Annotated in this window: 11 protein-coding genes; 8 read left to right on the top strand and 3 right to left on the bottom strand. The window is 37.7% G+C overall.

What is annotated here, in order from left to right:
• Window positions 1-286: 286 nt before the first annotated feature.
• From uxaC to kduI, 3 genes are read right to left on the bottom strand one after another with little or no spacing between them, the layout of a single operon-like run.
• Window positions 287-1,684 carry a glucuronate isomerase gene (uxaC, locus tag NG809_RS13315; protein WP_262151401.1) on the bottom strand — a complete coding sequence of 466 codons (1,398 nt, stop codon included), beginning with the start codon at window positions 1,682-1,684 and terminating at the stop codon, window positions 287-289.
• 18 nt (window positions 1,685-1,702) lie between these two features.
• On the bottom strand, window positions 1,703-2,485 hold the full coding sequence (locus NG809_RS13310) for a gluconate 5-dehydrogenase (RefSeq protein ID WP_262151398.1): 783 nt from the start codon (window positions 2,483-2,485) through the stop codon (window positions 1,703-1,705).
• 10 nt (window positions 2,486-2,495) lie between these two features.
• Entirely contained in the window at window positions 2,496-3,332 is an 837-nt protein-coding gene (kduI, locus tag NG809_RS13305) for a 5-dehydro-4-deoxy-D-glucuronate isomerase (protein ID WP_262151396.1), read from the bottom strand.
• 854 nt (window positions 3,333-4,186) lie between these two features.
• On the opposite strand from kduI, the gene NG809_RS13300 reads away from it, so the two are divergent.
• From NG809_RS13300 to NG809_RS13265, 8 genes are all read left to right on the top strand, one after another.
• Window positions 4,187-7,189: a SusC/RagA family TonB-linked outer membrane protein gene (locus NG809_RS13300; protein WP_262151394.1), complete on the top strand. Its 3,003-nt coding sequence runs from the start codon at window positions 4,187-4,189 to the stop codon at window positions 7,187-7,189.
• Between the two features lie 11 nt (window positions 7,190-7,200).
• Window positions 7,201-9,027, top strand: coding sequence for a RagB/SusD family nutrient uptake outer membrane protein (locus NG809_RS13295; protein WP_262151392.1), 1,827 nt, complete (start codon window positions 7,201-7,203; stop codon window positions 9,025-9,027).
• Between the two features lie 88 nt (window positions 9,028-9,115).
• Window positions 9,116-10,132 (top strand): pectinesterase family protein, encoded by a 1,017-nt coding sequence (locus tag NG809_RS13290; RefSeq protein ID WP_262151390.1) that lies wholly within the window; start codon window positions 9,116-9,118, stop codon window positions 10,130-10,132.
• A 154-nt stretch (window positions 10,133-10,286) separates the two neighbouring features.
• Window positions 10,287-11,705: a pectate lyase family protein gene (locus NG809_RS13285; RefSeq protein ID WP_262151387.1), complete on the top strand. Its 1,419-nt coding sequence runs from the start codon at window positions 10,287-10,289 to the stop codon at window positions 11,703-11,705.
• Window positions 11,706-11,753: 48 nt separating this feature from the next.
• The gene (locus NG809_RS13280; protein WP_262151385.1) at window positions 11,754-12,764 is read left to right on the top strand and encodes a DUF4861 domain-containing protein; all 1,011 of its coding nucleotides are present in this window, start codon (window positions 11,754-11,756) and stop codon (window positions 12,762-12,764) included.
• A gap of 12 nt (window positions 12,765-12,776) precedes the next feature.
• Window positions 12,777-14,036, top strand: coding sequence for a glycoside hydrolase family 88/105 protein (locus tag NG809_RS13275; RefSeq protein ID WP_262151384.1), 1,260 nt, complete (start codon window positions 12,777-12,779; stop codon window positions 14,034-14,036).
• Window positions 14,037-14,252: 216 nt separating this feature from the next.
• A complete protein-coding gene (locus NG809_RS13270) occupies window positions 14,253-15,893 on the top strand; it encodes a glycoside hydrolase family 43 protein (protein ID WP_262151383.1) in 1,641 nt (546 codons plus the stop codon).
• Between the two features lie 191 nt (window positions 15,894-16,084).
• Window positions 16,085-17,746 carry a glycoside hydrolase family 28 protein gene (locus NG809_RS13265; protein ID WP_262151381.1) on the top strand — a complete coding sequence of 554 codons (1,662 nt, stop codon included), beginning with the start codon at window positions 16,085-16,087 and terminating at the stop codon, window positions 17,744-17,746.
• Window positions 17,747-17,768 lie beyond the last annotated feature (22 nt).

Raw genomic sequence — 17,768 nt, 5'->3', positions numbered from 1 at the left:
AACCACAAAAGGCACAAAAGTTTTTTGATGCTTTAGTTATTTTGAAGTTTAAAATATTGAAAATATAAAGATCACATAAGTTTAAAAATCAAAGATTTTTGTTGACGCTTGACCTTTTTTTATTTAAAGTTTTATTTTTTAAACCATTAAGATTTATAAGTTTTTAAGATTTTTTAAGTTGAGCTTCGCTTTAAGCAGTCTGCTTAATAAAATCTCAGATTTTAATCTTAAAAAAACTTAACCTTTTAATTATCTTAATGGTTTAAAAATTTATTTAATTCGAAATTTAAAAATCGAAATAATTTTTAGCATTATGATAACAGATATCGGAAATAGTTTTACCGATCAGCTCCATATCATCCGGCAATTCGCCGTTTTTCATTTCTTCTCCGAAAAGATTACACAAAACTCTTCTGAAATATTCGTGTCTCGGGTAAGATAGGAAACTTCTTGAATCTGTCAGCATTCCTACGAAACAGCTGATCAATCCCATGTTTGAAAGGGCATTCATCTGTTTGATCATTCCGTCTTTCTGATCCAAAAACCACCAGCCCGAACCGAACTGTACTTTTCCTTTTATACTGCCGTCATTAAAATTCCCGATCATTGTTGCGAAAATTTCGTTGTCGGCAGGATTTAAGTTATAGAGAATTGTTTTGGTCAGTTTGTCTTTTTCGTCTAAAGCGTTTAATAATTTAGACAAAGTTTCAGCCTGGACGAAGTCACCGATAGAATCCCAGCCTGTATCAGGACCCAGAATTCTGTGCATTCTTTCGTTGTTGTTTCTCAATGCTCCCAAGTGGAACTGCTGAACCCATCCGAATTTATGATATGTTTCGCCTAGGAACAATAAAATCGCAGTTTTAAACTGATTCACCTGCTTTTCAGCGATTACTTTTCCTGAAATTTTATCATTGAAGATTGCGCTTACTTCAGCTTCTGAAGCTTCTTCGAAAGAAATATTGTTTAGTCCATGGTCGCATAATCTGCATCCGTTTTCGTGGAAATATTCTACTCTTTTTAATAAAGCATCGCACAAAGTCTGGTAAGAGTTGATCTCAATTCCTGCTGATTCGCCTAATTTAGAAATATAGTCTGCGAAGTTGTGATTTTCAATTAAAATCGCTTTATCAGGACGGAAAGCCGTGCTTACTTTAATACTGAAATCGCTTTTCGCCAAATCCTGATGGTAATTTAAAACATCAATCGGATCTTCAGTCGTGCACAAAGATTCTACGTTCATCATTTTCAGCAAACCTCTTGTCGACTTTTCTGGAGTCTGAAGCTGTGCCGTGATGTTATCGTAAATATCTGATGCGTTTTTTTCGTTTAATAATTCATCAATTCCGAAATAACGCTTTAATTCCAAATGCGTCCAGTGGTACAAAGGATTTCTTAAAGTATAAGGAACCGTTTTTGCCCAAGCCTCGAATTTCTCCTTGTCTGTTGCGTCACCTGTAATGAATCTTTCGTTCACGCCCATCGTACGCATTGCACGCCATTTGTAATGATCGCCCGCAATCCAGACTTTAGAAATATTTTCGAAAACCGTATCTTCAGCGATATCTTTAGGAATCAAGTGATTGTGATAATCGATGATCGGCTGTTTTTCTGCGAAATTGAAGTATAATTCTTCCGCGTATTTATTTTGTAATAAAAAGTTATCTGTAATAAAAGATTTCATTTCTGTAAAATTCTTGTGTTATTCATTAGCAGGTTTCCCGATGGTCGCCAAAATACCTCCGTCTACATAAATAATGTGTCCGTTGATAAATTTACTTGCGTCTGAAGCCAAGAAAATAGCGGTTCCTGCAAGATCTTCAGGGTTCCCCCATCTTCCTTCCGGAGTTCTGCTGATGATAAATTCGTTAAACGGATGACCGTCTACTCTGATTGGTTCTGTCTGGGTTGTGGCAAAATATCCGGGACCGATACCGTTCACCTGAATATTGTGTTTTGCCCATTCTGTTGCTAAATTTTTGGTAAGCATTTTCAGTCCGCCTTTTGCAGAAGCGTATGCTACTACATTGTCACGGCCAAGCTCACTCATCATCGAGCAAATATTGATGATTTTACCTGATTTTCTTTTGATCATGTGTTTCCCAACCAATTGAGACATGATGAAAGGACCGGTAAGATCTACATCGATTACTTTTCTAAAGTCTGCCACATCCATCTCCAAAGCCGGAACACGTTTGATGATTCCCGCGTTGTTGACCAAAATGTCTATTTTTCCATGGGTTGCAAGCATTAAAGCTACTTTCTGAGCGGCTTCCAGTTCATCTGTCACATCAAAAAGATAACCTGTAGCGTTGTATCCTTTACTGCGATAATATTCTAAGGCTTCGTCTAATTTTGAGGGAGTTGTACTTGTGATTGCCAGCTCAGCACCTGCAGAGGCAAGACCTTCAGCCATTGCCATTCCTAATCCGTGAGTACCGCCTGTTACAACAGCTACTTTTCCGGATAAATCGAATAAATTCATGTAGAAAAAATTACTTTAGTTCGTTAGTTTTAACAGCGTCCATGTCGCCATAATCCATATTTTCCCCAGCCATTCCCCAGATAAAAGTGTAGTTGGAAGTACCAACCCCTGAGTGAATAGACCATTCCGGAGACAGGACTGCTTCATTGTTTTTCATAAAGATATGACGGGTCTCGTTCGGCTGGCCAAGAAAATGACTAACCGCCTGCCCTTCTTCAAGATCAAAATAAAAATAAGCTTCCATTCTTCGGGTATGTGTATGAGAAGGCATTGTGTTCCAAACACTTCCTTCGTGTAACTCTGTCATTCCCATTTGCAGCTGGCAAGTTTCCAATACGCTGTTGACGATCAATTTGTTAATTGTTCTTCTATTCGCATATTTTGCTTCACCTAATTCTACAATTTCGGCTTCATTCTTAGTAATTTTCTTTGTAGGGAAAGTGTGATGAGCAGGTGCCGAATTGAAATAAAATAAAGTCTGACCTTCATTTCCGTTTTCAAAAACAACATCTTTTGCTCCTTTACCGATGTATAATGCTTCCTTATTACCAAGTTCAAAAACCTCTCCGTCAACAGTTACCTTTCCGGCAGCGCCAACGTTGATGATTCCCAATTCTCTTCTATCTAAGAAATTTTCTGCCTTCAGATCATCAGTAGGTTCCAGTTTCAATGCGCTTTTCACAGGCATTGCACCACCCACGATCATTCTGTCGTACATAGAATACACTACATTGATTTGATCTTCATTGAATAAATCATTCATTAAAAACTCCCTTCTCAGGTCTTCAGTTGTATATTTTTTTACATCTTCAGGATGATGGGCGTAACGAAATTCTGATTTTGTCATACTCTTAATTTTGAATTTTTCTGTGGCCCGAAAGCCGATAAGTTTTATTGTGTAATCGATTGCATAAAATTACACATTTTTAACGATTGAAATACTTGGTGTTAAATATAGAATTAAAATTTAATTGGTTCACAAAAATTTAATATTAATTATTAAATCATTCATTTTCAGTAAAATAAATTTAAAAACAGCGAAAAAAACGGTGCTGTAAAGAAGGGATTACGGTAAAATTAATCCCTGAAATCGGTACAAACCATTAAGCAAACATAAAATCATGCCAAAAAAAATCATGTTTTCGAGATGACAATTATCATCAAATTTTATGATAAGGCTCTCATAAAGAGGTGACTCTAATTAGTTCCCTAAAGAAACAATGAAAATGTTTCGAAAAACGTGATAAAAATCATTAAATTTCATTAAAATTAATCTTGAGTACACATTTTGGGAATTTTTAACCCTTAAAATTCGGGCAATTCAGGCTGAAAAAGATAGCTGAAATACATTAAACAGAAAAAAATATTAAGAAATTTTAAAGAAAATTTAAAATGTAAATCATTATTTTAATTAATTTATTATCAGTTATTTAAAATGAAAAACCTAACGATTGTTATGCAAATTTTTAAAACTTAAACAATTAAATTAATAAAAAATTATTCAAACTTTCTTTGCGTAATCGAAAATAATATTAGTTTAGGAGCCAGGAATTTATAGTTGTAAAAATTTACGCAATCGATTGCACACTAGAATGCATATTTTTTTATTAATTCCTGGCCACTTAACGATAAAAATACTTGCCTCTTATCACAAAAACAGACAACAGAAGAATAAAGTAATTAAATTAAGAATACAGTTCAATGAATAAAAATGTACAACAGATTAAGTGGTTATATCTTTCCGCTTTTCTTTTGCCAATGCTTGCAATGGCACAGGAGAAAGATAAGGAAAGAAATATCGACGAGGTGGTTTTGGTAGGTTACTCCAAAGTTTCTAAAAAAGACGTAACCAACGCTGTTTCATCTGTAAAAGCAGAAGCTTTGAAAGATATGCCCGTAAACAGTGCCGCTGAAGCAATTCAGGGTAGACTGGCAGGGGTTCAGGTGCAGGCAAGCGAAGGCTCCCCGGGTGCAGAAGTAGATATTAAAGTAAGAGGTGGAACTTCTATTACCGGAAGCAATGCCCCACTCTATATTGTGGATGGTGTACAGATGGATAACGCTATGTCGCTTCTTACTCCGAAAGAAATTGAATCAATCGAAGTTCTGAAAGATGCTTCATCTACATCCATCTACGGTTCCAGAGGTGCAAACGGGGTGGTGCTCATCACTACAAAAAGTGGTAAAAAGAGAGCAACTACTTCCATTAACTACAACGGATTTACAGGTGTAAGGAAAATCATGAACACATTGGATGTTTTAGATCCTTATGAATTTGTAATGTATCAGTACGAACTATACAACAAAAATGGTGTGGCAGCTGATGTTTTGGCTTTCGCAACCAGATATGGAACATATAACGAGCTGTACAATAAATACACCAACGTTAAAAGAAGAGATTGGCAGGATGAATTATTCGGTCGTGAAGCTTTTAACTTTACACATAACCTTACGGTAAATGGTGGTTCAGAAAAATCGGCTTTTGCTTTAACATTAAATCATGTAGACGAAGATGGGATCATGCTCAACTCTGGATTCAAGAGAAGCATGGTTAACTTTAAGTACGATTATGATATCAGCAAAAAATTAAAGTTTGGTTTTAATGCAAGATACAGCAGATCACTAATAGATGGTGTAGGTACTTCAAGCACCGGCTCACAAAGTAACAACAGATTGAGAAATGCCGTGAGATATCAGCCTTTCGAAGGAGGATCTAATATTCCTGTTGATGATTTTGACCCAGATTACGCTACCAATACCAACCTGGTTAATCCTTTAATTCTAAATCAGAACGAAGTTAGAACCAACCGCTCAAATGACTTATTATTAAACGGTTACATCAACTGGAACATTTCAAAAGACTTCACGTTCCGAAGTGTTATCGGGTATGTACAGAGAGATATTATCACCAATCAGTTTTGGGGTACGGTTACATCACAGGCGAGAGCTAATGCAGATATGCCGATTGTACAGTTAGACAGATCTCAATCGAGAAGAATTACCAATACCAATACCTTAAATTACACTAAAAAATTTGGCAGACATAAACTGGATGTTTTGCTTGGTCAGGAAATCATTCAGACTGACGGAGAAACAAGTAACACCTATGTAAAATGGTTTCCAAAGTCTATTCTTCCGCAAGAAGCATTTTCTAACATTGCTGCAGCAACACCACCGGCAGGTTTAATACAGGATGCGGCAAGAACAGCAGCTTTGGCTCCTGACCGTTTAGCTTCATTTTTCGGACGTGTAAATTATATTTTTGATAATAAATATATTCTTACCGCCTCTGTAAGAGCTGATGGATCTAACGTTTTCATGAAGGGAAATCAGTGGGGATATTTCCCGGCAGCTTCATTGGCGTGGAAAGTTAACGAAGAGAAATTCTTGAAAGATGTTTCCTGGCTTGAAGAATTGAAACTTCGTGTTGGTTACGGTCTTTCAGGTAACAACAGAATCACATCTTACCTGTGGGCGAATTTCTACAACATCGGTGCAAACAACGGATATGTATTCGGAACTTCTGTAACTCCGGGAGCCGGAATCTCTACAACTCAGGCCAACCCTAATGTAAAATGGGAAGCTACGGTTTCTAAAAATGCGGGTATTGACTTCGGATTTTTCAACGGTAGATTGTATGGTAGTGTAGACGGATATATTACTGACACTAAAGATTTGTTGGTTTTGGCTAAAGTTCCTTTCCCGGGATATGCTAACCAGTTCCAGAATTCCGGTAAAACTCAAAACAAAGGTTTAGAATTTACTTTAGGTGGAGCTATCGTCAACAAAGAAGATTTCACATGGAAAACAGACATCAACCTTTCTGCAAACAAAAATAAAATTTTAAGTTTGGGTAGCGGTGTACGTCCAGGTCAGGATTATTATCTGGTTCAATCTGGAGGTATCGGCGGATTTGACTTTATTGCAAAAGTGGGAAGCGCTGTAGGAACCTATTACGGATATGTAACTGAAGGAAGATACGAAGTAAGCGATTTTGATTACAATGCCGCAACTCAGGTTTATACATTAAAAGCAGGTGTACCAAGTACAAGTGCAATTGCTTTGGGAGCAAGAGCTGTGCAGCCAGGAGATCTTAAATTAAAAGATTTAAATGGCGACGGACAGATTACTGATGCAGACAGACAGGAATTAGGAAGCGCCCAGCCGAAGTTTTTTGGAGGTTTTAACCAAACATTCAGATACAAAAACTTTGACATGAGTTTATTCTTCAACTTCTCTGTAGGAAATAAAGTATACAATGCTAATAAAATAGAAAACACAACTCAATATCTTTACAGAGACAACAACATGGCTGCGGAAGTGGCAGACAGATGGAGATGGTTTGACAACAATGGGGTGAAAGTGAATGATCCTACTGCTTTGGCAGCATTAAACGCTAACACAACAATGTGGACTCCTCCAAGCGGACAGTACATCTTACACTCTTACGGAATCGAAGACGGATCTTTCTTAAGATTAAATAACGTAACTTTAGGTTTCACATTACCTAAAGGTTCCCTTGAGGCGGTAGGTGTTAAAAACTTCAGACTGTATGCAACAGTAAACAACGTTTTCGTTCTGACGAAATACTCTGGATACGATCCTGAAGCAAGTACCAGAAGAAATCCTTTAACTCCGGGAGTTGATTATTCAGCTTATCCGCGCAGCAGATTCTTCGTAACAGGTGTAGATATCACTTTCTAAAATTTATTATCATGAAAAAAACAAAATCAATATTTATAGCAAGTTGCCTCGTCGGAGCACTTTTCTTTACTAATTCCTGTAACGATTTCCTTGATCCGGAAAATCTTTCAAGTATTTCTGAAGCACAACAGTTTGACAGTACAGACGATACTTTTTCAGCATTAATCGGTGTTTATGCGCAATTAGGTGGTGATGATGGGTACGGACAAAGATTATCTCTTATTATCCCTCAATCCGGTGACGACTTCAGAACTTCAGGAAACTATAACTGTAATGACAGAAGGGGTGTTGCCACTTTCGGCGCATGTGCAACCAATACAGAACTCAACAATCCGTTTGGGAAATTATATACAGGAATTGAACGTGCCAATCTCGTTCTGAAAAACATTCCGCTATCTCCTGTTATGCAGACAGGAAGTGCACAGGAAAAAGCTCTGATGAACAGGTACATGGGTGAAGCATTAACGCTTAGAGCTCAGTATTATTATGAATTAATCAGAAACTGGGGCGACGTACCATTTTATTTAGTGCCTGCCTCTGAATTAACTGAACAGAACCAGCCAAAAACAGATCGCGATATTATTTATGATCAGATTATTAACGATCTTGAAAAAGCCGCAACACTAGTTCCATGGAGGTCTGAAGGTGGTACAACGAGTAACAGAATTTCTAAAGGATTTGTAAAAGGTTTAAGAGCTAGAATTGCTTTAGCAAGAGCAGGATATTCCCTTAGAAGAAGCCCGCAGATTATGGCTCAGGGATCAAACCCTCAAAAATATTATCAGATTGCTTTAACCGAATGTAAAGACATCATGAGCCACTCTGGTGAGCATAGTCTTAACCCTAGCTATGAAAATGTTTTCAGAGCATTACATACCAATGCTCAGGATGCAACCAATGAAGTGATTTTTGCAGTAGGAGCATTTGGAGGTGGTGTAAGAACAGACTCTAAAATCGGATATTACAATGGCTTAAAGCATCACGACAATTCTGTATGGAAAGGTGGTGGAGGCATCAATGCACTTCCAACATATTTCTACGAGTTTTCAAAGTTTGACTTAAGAAGAGATATGAATGTCGGAATCTTTACCATTAACGCTGCGAACCAAGCGGAACTGGCTGCATCTAATGCATGGACAGATTCTAAATACAGAAAATCATGGACAAGCATTACAGGTCCTTCTCAGACATTAGCTGTTGACTGGCCTTTACTTCGTCTTTCAGATGTAATGTTGATGTTTGCAGAAGCAGACAACGAAATCAATGGTGCACCTTCTCAGGAAGCTAAAAATGCTTTATTGGCAGTGAGAAACAGAGCATACACAGGAAACCTTGGTCAGGTAGGAGCAATTCCTTCTGATAAAGTAGGATTCTTTAATGCTATTGTGCAGGAAAGATTATTAGAATTAGGTTCAGAAGGAATCAGAAAATATGATTTGATCCGTTGGAATTTATTGGCAACTAAAATTGCTGAAACAAAAGCGAAACTTACAGCATTTATCAACGGCACAGGCGCGTATGCCAATGTACCTTTGAATATTTATTACAAAAATTCTGTTTACGATCCTACTAAAACGGCTCAGCAAAATATCGCTGCAATCGACGTTTACACTACAGGAACAGATAAGAGTGCGGTGTTTTATCTTCCGAACCAGTCTGCTACCACTCCTGCAGGTTACAAATCTATTGCATGGAGATCTGGAATTACTGCAACTTATGTAGATAATCCAGCTTCAGGATATGCACAGTATTTCCAGGTTAACAAGAGAGAATTATTGCCGATTTATTTCGAATACATTCAGAATAACTTCAATCTTACCCAAGATTATGGTTACTAGTAAAAATACACATTCATATTAAATTGATTTTAATACAGACTTTCTCCTTCACGGGAGCAAGTCTGTATTTTTCCTAAAGAAAAATTTTATGTCATCAACTTTCAAAAATTTTCTCACAGTAATTTCACCATTGGTCATTCTTCTCAATATTTTTTCTTTCAAAACTTCCGACAGAACAATCGTGGTTTCGAAAGACGGAAAAGCAGATTTCAAAACCATTCAGGAAGCCATAAATTCTGTTGAAAACAACTCTGAAAGAAAGACAAAAATCATCATTAGACCCGGAACTTACAGAGAAAAAATAATTGTTCCCGACACAAAAAGTCCTGTCATTTTGATTGGAGAAAATCCTGAAAACACAATTCTCGTTTACGATGATCATGCTTCAAAGCAAAATGCTGAAGGTAGAAATATCGGAACCACGGGATCTTCTACCCTATTCATTTTTTCAAATGATTTTTCAGCTAAAAATATCACTTTTCAAAACGATGCAGGTCCTGTCGGACAGGCCGTTGCCGTTTTAACAACTGGCGACAGAATCGCTTTTGAGAACTGTAAATTCTTAGGATTTCAGGACACACTTTACACTAAAGGTGCTCAGGACAATCCTGATAAAACAAAAGTTTCCCGAAACTATTTTAAAAACTGCTACATCGAAGGAACTACCGACTATATTTTCGGAGCCGGAACCGCAGTATTTGAAAACTGTACAATTTACTCTAAAAAAAATGCATCTTACGTTACCGCAGCTTCTACCATCGAGGGAAATGAGTTCGGTTACGTATTTATTAACTGTAATTTAACAGGCGATGCAGATGCAAATTCTGTATATTTGGGTCGTCCGTGGAGGCCGTTTGCCAAAACAGTTTACGTTAACTGTGCAATCGATTCCACAATTAAACAGGAAGGTTGGCATAACTGGTCTAAACCTGATGCAGAGAAAACTACTTTCTATGCAGAATACAATTCAAAAGGTTCAGGAGCCAACGCTGAGAAAAGAGTTTCATGGTCTCATCAACTTACAAAAGAACAAAGTAAAAAATATACAGCAAAAAATATTTTGAAAGGAAAAGACAATTGGAATTTTAAGAAAAGTTTTAAATAATATTCTATTTATTTCCGGTAAAAACTTCGTGTTCTCTTGATAGTCCAAGCCTTTATGAGTCTTAAAAACAATTAGAAAGTTTAAAACCTTTTGTGCACTTTGTGTAAAACCTGTCTTATAAATTAAAATAAAATTTAAGCTTAAATTATTTTAAATGAAATTTAATCTGAAACATAAAATCTTCGCAACAGGCATTCTCGCAATGCTCTCTCTGCAGGTATCAGCTCAGGAAAAAACGCTAAGTTTCCCCGGTGCTGAAGGTTTCGGAAGATTTACATCAGGTGGACGGGGCGGAAAAGTTTTGTCAGTAACTAAACTCACTGATGACGGCTCAGAAGGAACTTTAAGACATGCTTTGGAACAAAAAGGCGCTAGATATATCGTTTTTAAAACTGCCGGAACTATTTATTTGGAATCTCCTTTAAGAATAAAAGAAGGCGACGTCACCATTGCCGGACAAACCGCTCCCGGAGACGGAATCACCATTGCCAACTACGAAACTTTTGTAGCTGCAGATAATGTCATCATCCGTTACATGAGATTCAGAATGGGCGACCAGAAAAAGGTGGAAGGCGATGCTTTAGGCGCGAGATTTATCAAAAATCTGATTGTCGATCACTGTTCGATGAGCTGGTCTACAGACGAGACGGTTTCCATCTACGTCAATGAAAATACCACGCTTCAATGGTGTGTGATTACAGAAAGCCTCAGAAATTCTGCCCACCAGAAAGGCGCTCACGGCTACGGAGGAATTGCAGGCGGAAAATTCGCATCTTTCCATCATAATTTATATGCCAATCACGACAGCAGAAATCCGAGGTTGGGAGAATATGCCGGAAGTAAATTTGCACTGACCGATTTGGTGGACTTCAGAAACAATGTGATTTACAACTGGGGGCACAACAATATCTACGGTGGCGAAGGCATGAACGTGAACATCGTTAATAATTATTTTAAGCCCGGAGCGGCAACGTTAACCAGGAAGAGAATTGTCGCCATCGACAAAAATGAAAAGCCTGCAACCGAAGTTTACAACATCTGGGGTAAATATTACATCAACGGAAATGTTTCGGAAGGCAATCCTGAAGTGACGGCTGACAACTGGAATTTAGGCGTTTTCAATCAAATGAAAAGCTCGTATAATCTCACTGATGCTGATAAAAATTCAATTAAAATCAATCAGCCACACGATATTCAGAATAATGTAAAAACTGATTCTCCAATAGAAGCTTACGAAAAAATATTAAAAATCGGCGGAGCAAGTCTGGTTCGGGATGCGGTAGATTTGAGAGTTTTAAAAGATATGAAAAAAGGAACTTTCACTTACGAAGGTTCACTCGGCAGCAAAAACGGAATTATCGATTCACAAAATGATGTAGGCGGTTTTCCAAATTTAAAAATGGGAAAAATCCCTTTGGATTCAGACAACGACGGAATGCCCGATGCATGGGAAATCAAACACAATCTCAATCCAAAAAAATCCGACGCCAACGGAAGAGATTTAGACAAAAACTATGATAATATCGAGGTTTACATGAATGACCTTGTGAAAAAAATAACCGAAAAACAGTAAAAAGTCACTGAACTTTTTGAGCAAATGGTTATCTAAAACGAAAGTATTATGTCAGAAAAATTAAGATCAAACATATTCAAACTTATACTCGCGGGGGCTGTTTTTGCAGCCGGTCCATCTTTCGCACAAAAAAATGCGATTGAGAAAATCCGTAAAAACCCTAAAGCTCCTTTCTCCTACGCAGAATTATCTATAAAAGACGGCGGAAAATGGCAAGGCAACGAGTACCTTGGCGGAACTTTCAAAAATGTTAACGAATTACAGCTTCCTGCTGAACACACTGACCATTCTTACTACATCAGATACGAAGGAATAGGTTTGGAAAACAATCAAATCGGCTACAGATTATATTTAGACTGGAGAAATGCCACAGATATTTTTGGTAAAAAAGTGAATACGTTGGTTTTGCCGGAAGTCGGACAGGACGGTTTTGAAACGTATCATCACGATGCGCCCTGGGGACAGGATATTCTGAAATCTGGCCGTACCATCGGTGTTGGTTCTTACGGAAGATATGACGAGCAGAATGATTTTGTCGAAACTTTTAAAACCGTAAAAACTACAACCGCAAAAGTTTTTAATGAAAACGATAAATCTTTCGCAACCATCGACTATAAAGGCTGGAAAACGTGGGGAAAAGCAGTTGATCTTCAATCCAAACTGACGATTTTTAACAGAGACCGTTTTGTGAAGGTTGATTTGAATTTAAATGAAACCATTTCAGGATTATGCACCGGAATTGTCGCGTTCAAAGATATTCCCATGAAAGAGGCGGTTAGTAAAAACAAAAAATGGGGTTATATTGCAACGTACGGAACGCAGACTTTGGCTAAAAAAGAAGACAATCTGGGAATGGTGATCTTCTACCCTATCGGAAATTTAGATAAAATTGTAAAAACAAAATCGACTCACGTTGTGGTTTTCAAAAAGACCAAAAATGTTTCGTATTACTTTATGGGAGCGTGGTCGCAGGAACCCAACGGAATAAAAACCGAAGAAGAATTTTACAAAGATTTAGATAAAAAACTAGAAATTTTAGATAATAACAATCAACTTTAAAATTGACTTATAATGAGTTTTATTAATCAAAAATTAAAAATATACGCTGTTGCGGTTTTAGGCTCGGGAATGTTCCTTGCCTGTGCACAGACAAAAACGGCAACGGCTGCAAAAGTTACTACGCAAACTGCAAAATCCGGAAAAGTAGTTCCTACCAACCTGAAATGGTCAGAGAGAATGATGCTTTCTGAAATGCAGCGTTTCCCTGAAGCTTGGATGCTTGATTTCAGCAAAAGTCCGAAATGGACCTACCCTTCAGCAATTGTTTTGGACGGAGCTGAGCAGCTTTACATTAAAACAGGCAAAAAAGAATACTACGATTACATCAGCGGTTTCGGCGAAACTTTGATTAAAGATGACGGTACCATCGTAACCTACGACCTTGACAAGTACAACATCGATATGTTGAACAGTGGAAACGTATTGCTTTATCTTTACGAAAAAGAGAAAAAAGACAAGTATCTGAAAGCACTTCAAACTTTACGTTTGCAAATCGACGGACAGCCGAGAACAAATGAAGGTTCTTTCTGGCACAAAAAAATCTATCCTTATCAGGTTTGGCTGGATGGTTTGTACATGGGAATGCCTTTCTATACGCATTATACGAAAGATTTCGTAAAAGGTGCCGACGCTCAGAAAGCGTATGACGATATCGTGATGCAGTTTGATTCTGTTCAGAAAAATCTTTTAGACAAAAAAACAGGATTACTTTACCACGCATGGGATGAGAGCAAAGAACAGGCATGGGCAGATAAACAAACCGGACTTTCGCCGAATTTCTGGGGAAGAGCCATGGGCTGGTACGGAATGGCGATGGTAGACGTTTTGGATTATTTACCGAAAGACCATCCGGGAAGAGCGAGAATTATTTCTTACATCAAGTCGTATTCTGACGCAGTTATCAAATATCAGGATAAAAAATCAGGACTTTGGTATCAGGTTTTGGATAAGCCATTGGCAAACGGAAACTATGAAGAAGCAACGGCTTCAGCCATGTTTGTGTACACAATGATAAAGTCTGTAAACAAAGGGTATTTGCCTAAATCATACAAAACCGCCGCTAAAAAAGGTTACGACGGAATCATCAAAAATCTAATCACAGTTGATGAAAATGGCGTTGTGAATTTAAATAAATGTTGTGCTGTTGCCGGTTTGGGAGGAAAACCTTACAGAGACGGTTCTTACGAATACTACGTGAATGAAGAAATCCGTTCGAATGACGGAAAAGGAACAGGACCGTTTATTTTGGCAAGTTTGGAATTTGAAAAATAATATTTAAAACATTAAGATTATTAAATGGTTAAGTTTTTTTAAGTTAAAAATCTAAAATTTTATTAAGCTAATTGTTTAAGCACAATCCTTAATAATCTTAATCAAAATCAATTTATTGATTCTTAAATAAAACATTTAGTATTTTCTTAAATCCTTAATGGTAAAAAAATATTTTCATCCTAAACATCACACAAACCAGATCAAAAATCTGATTTTATGACAAACAAAATTTTTAATATACTTTCAATCACCGCATTTTCAATTGCATCAACATATTTGACCGCACAGGAAAAACCTTACGTTTCAGAAGTCTGGACTGCCGATCAGGGAAAAAATTACAGAAACCCGATCTTATACGCAGATTATTCAGATCCGGACGTTACGCGTGTTGGTGATGATTATTATATGACCGCTTCAAGTTTCAACGAAGCTCCTGGATTGCCAATTCTTCATTCAAAAGATATGGTCAACTGGAAATTGGTGAACTACGCCATTCAGGATGTTTTGCCGAAAGAACATTTTTCCGTTCCAAGAAGAGGTGACGCCGTTTGGGCTCCCGCAATACGTTTCCACAAAGGTGAATTTTACATTTACTGGGGCGATCCTGACTTCGGAATTTACATGGTTAAAACCAAAGATCCGCTTGGAAAATGGGACGAGCCCGTTTTGGTAATGGAAGGAAAAGGTTTAATCGATTCATGCCCGTTTTGGGACGAGGACGGACAGGCCTATTTAGTTCACGGTTGGGCAGGAAGCCGCGCCGGAGTGAAAAGTTTGCTGTCATTAAATAAAATGAATCCTGAAGGAACAAAAGTTTTAGATAAAGGTGTTCATATTTTCGATGGTCACGATGCTCATCCTACCGTTGAAGGTCCAAAAATGTACAAAAGAAACGGCTACTACTACATTTTCGCTCCGGCGGGAGGTGTTGCCACAGGATGGCAGTTGGTTTTAAGATCAAAAAATATTTACGGTCCGTACGAAGACAAAATTGTTCTTGAGCAGGGAAAAACAAAAATCAACGGTCCGCATCAGGGAGCGTGGGTGGATACGCCTTCGGGAGAAGACTGGTTCTATCATTTTCAGGATGTGGATGCAGGTGGAAGAATTGTGCATTTGCAGCCGATGAAATGGGAAAAAGACTGGCCTGTCATGGGAATCGACAACGATAAAAATGGTATCGGCGAACCGGTTTTAACTTATAAAAAACCAAACGTTGGGAAAACATATCCTGTCGTAACTCCAGCTGAAACGGATGAGTTTGATGGTGAAAAATTAGGTTTACAATGGCAATGGAGCGCCAACGAAAACATTGTTTGGTCATCGAAACTTCCCGGACAGAAATTTCTGAGATTATTCTCCATGAAAATGGCAGAAAACGATAAAAACCTTTGGAACGTTCCGAATCTTTTAACCCAAAAATTTCCAGCACCGAATTTTGTCGCTTCCACGAAAGTTAAATTGACTCCCGAAGATGCTAAAGAAGGAAAAACTGCCGGACTTTTACTAATGGGAATAGATCACGCATCGATTGTCATCACCAATAAAACAGACGGATATTATGTTCAGTTAAGAAAAGCGGAAAAGGCTGAAAAAGGTGGCGAGGAAAAAGTTTTATTTGAAACAAAATTGAAATCAAACGAAGCCTATTTTAAAGTTAATGTCAGCGAGCCGAACGGAATTTGCACGTTCAGCTACAGCGAAAACGGTAAAAATTTCATCAAAGCAGGTGAACCATTCCAGGCGAAACCCGGAAAATGGATTGGTGCCAAAGTGGGATTATATTCAGTAAGCACGCAGAAAGCAAATCGTGGTGGCTACGCAGATTTTGAATATTTCAGAATAACAAAAAATTAAATATTTCACACAGATTTCATAGATTTTCACAGATGATTGCACATCAAATTGAAATATAAATTTCAATAAAATTTTTGAAAGTCGCTGAAATCGTTGGGAAACAAAAAATAAAACACCAAACCTAACGGGTTTTCGAAACTCTTTAGGTTTAAACACAATCATCAACAGAAAAATAAATAAGAATATATATAATGAAGAAATCAATAAAAATAATAGGTCTTGTCGCGGCAATGATGTCTTCAGGACAATTCTACGCTCAAAATACAGATATTTACAAAGGCATTGAGTTTAAAATGCCAAAGGTTATGGAAACTTCTTTCGCAGCAAATACCGTATCAATCAAAGATTTTGGAGGTGTTGCAGGTGGAAGTGTAAAAAACACAGAAGCTTTCAAAAAAGCAATCGACGCATTGGTGAAAAAAGGTGGTGGTAAACTGGTTGTGCCGAGAGGGCTTTGGTTAACCGGACCTATCGTTTTGCAAAGCAACATCAATCTTCATGTGGAAGACGGTGCCATGATTATTTTCAGCACAGACAAAAGCGATTATCCTTTGGTAGATGTGAGTTTCGAAGGTTTAAATACCATCCGATGTCAGTCTCCAATCTCTGCGAGAAATGCGAAAAACATTGCCATTACCGGAAAAGGAGTAATCGACGGAAGTGGCGATGCTTGGAGAGCCGTAAAGAAATCAAAACTTTCTGAAGTGGAATGGAAAAAATTCGTTGCTTCAGGCGGAATTGTTTCCAAAGACGGTAAAACATGGTACCCGTCAGAAAGCTATAAAAAAGGATTTGAAGGCAGCTCAAGCTTCAACGTTCCCGATAAAATCAACAAATCTGAACTTGAATCTGTAAAAGATTTCCTTCGTCCGGTAATGGTGAGCATCGTTGGTTGTGATCAGGTTCTTTTGGATGGCCCTACTTTCCAGAATTCTCCGGCATGGAATCTTCATCCATTGATGACTTCCAATCTAATTTTAAGAAATCTAACCGTTAGAAACCCTTGGTATTCTCAAAACGGTGACGGTGTAGATTTGGAATCATGTAAAAATGTTCTGATCTATGACAATACTTTTGACGTTGGTGATGATGCGATCTGCATTAAATCAGGGAAAAATGAAGACGGAAGAAAAAGAGGAATGCCAACTGAAAACGTGATCATCAAAAACAACATGGTTTATCACGGTCACGGAGGATTCGTAATCGGAAGTGAAATGTCTGGTGGGGCGAGAAATATGCATGTTTCAGACTGTACTTTCATCGGAACAGATATTGGTCTCCGTTTCAAAACAACCCGTGGAAGAGGTGGTGTCGTTGAAAATATTTATATCAAAAACATCGATATGATCAACATTCCGACGCAGACCATTGGTTTCAATATGTTCTACGAAGGTGCTTCACCGGTTCTGGAAGACGGACAAAAAGCGGAAGGAAACAAAGCTCCTGAAAAAGTATATCCGGTAACGGAAGAAACGCCGGTTTTCAGAAATATTTATTTTAAAAATATCACAGCAACTAATTCTGATGAAGCGATTACTTTATTCGGTCTGGCAGAAATGAATCTTAAAAATATCGTGATTGAAGATTCTCAGTTTGAAACTAAAAAAGGTCTAACCATCGTTGACGCAGACGGAATTCAGCTGAAAAATGTAAAATTAAAATACTCTGAAGGAACCGGTACAACGATTTTAAACAGTAAAAATATTGACCTTTCCACTTTAAAACTGGAATCAGATCAAAAACCAACCATCAAAGTTCTGGGAGCAAAAACTACATCGGTAAAACTTCCAAAAGACGTTAAAGGTGAGCAACTGAGCATTTCGAAAGAGATTGCGAAGAATGCGGTGAAGTAATTTGAGATTTGACGTTTGAGAT

Source organism: Chryseobacterium foetidum (assembly GCF_025457425.1).
GTDB classification, from domain to species: Bacteria; Bacteroidota; Bacteroidia; order Flavobacteriales; family Weeksellaceae; genus Chryseobacterium; species Chryseobacterium foetidum.
Note: the sequence above shows the minus strand (reverse complement) of the source record. Positions and strands in the feature narration are given on the sequence as shown.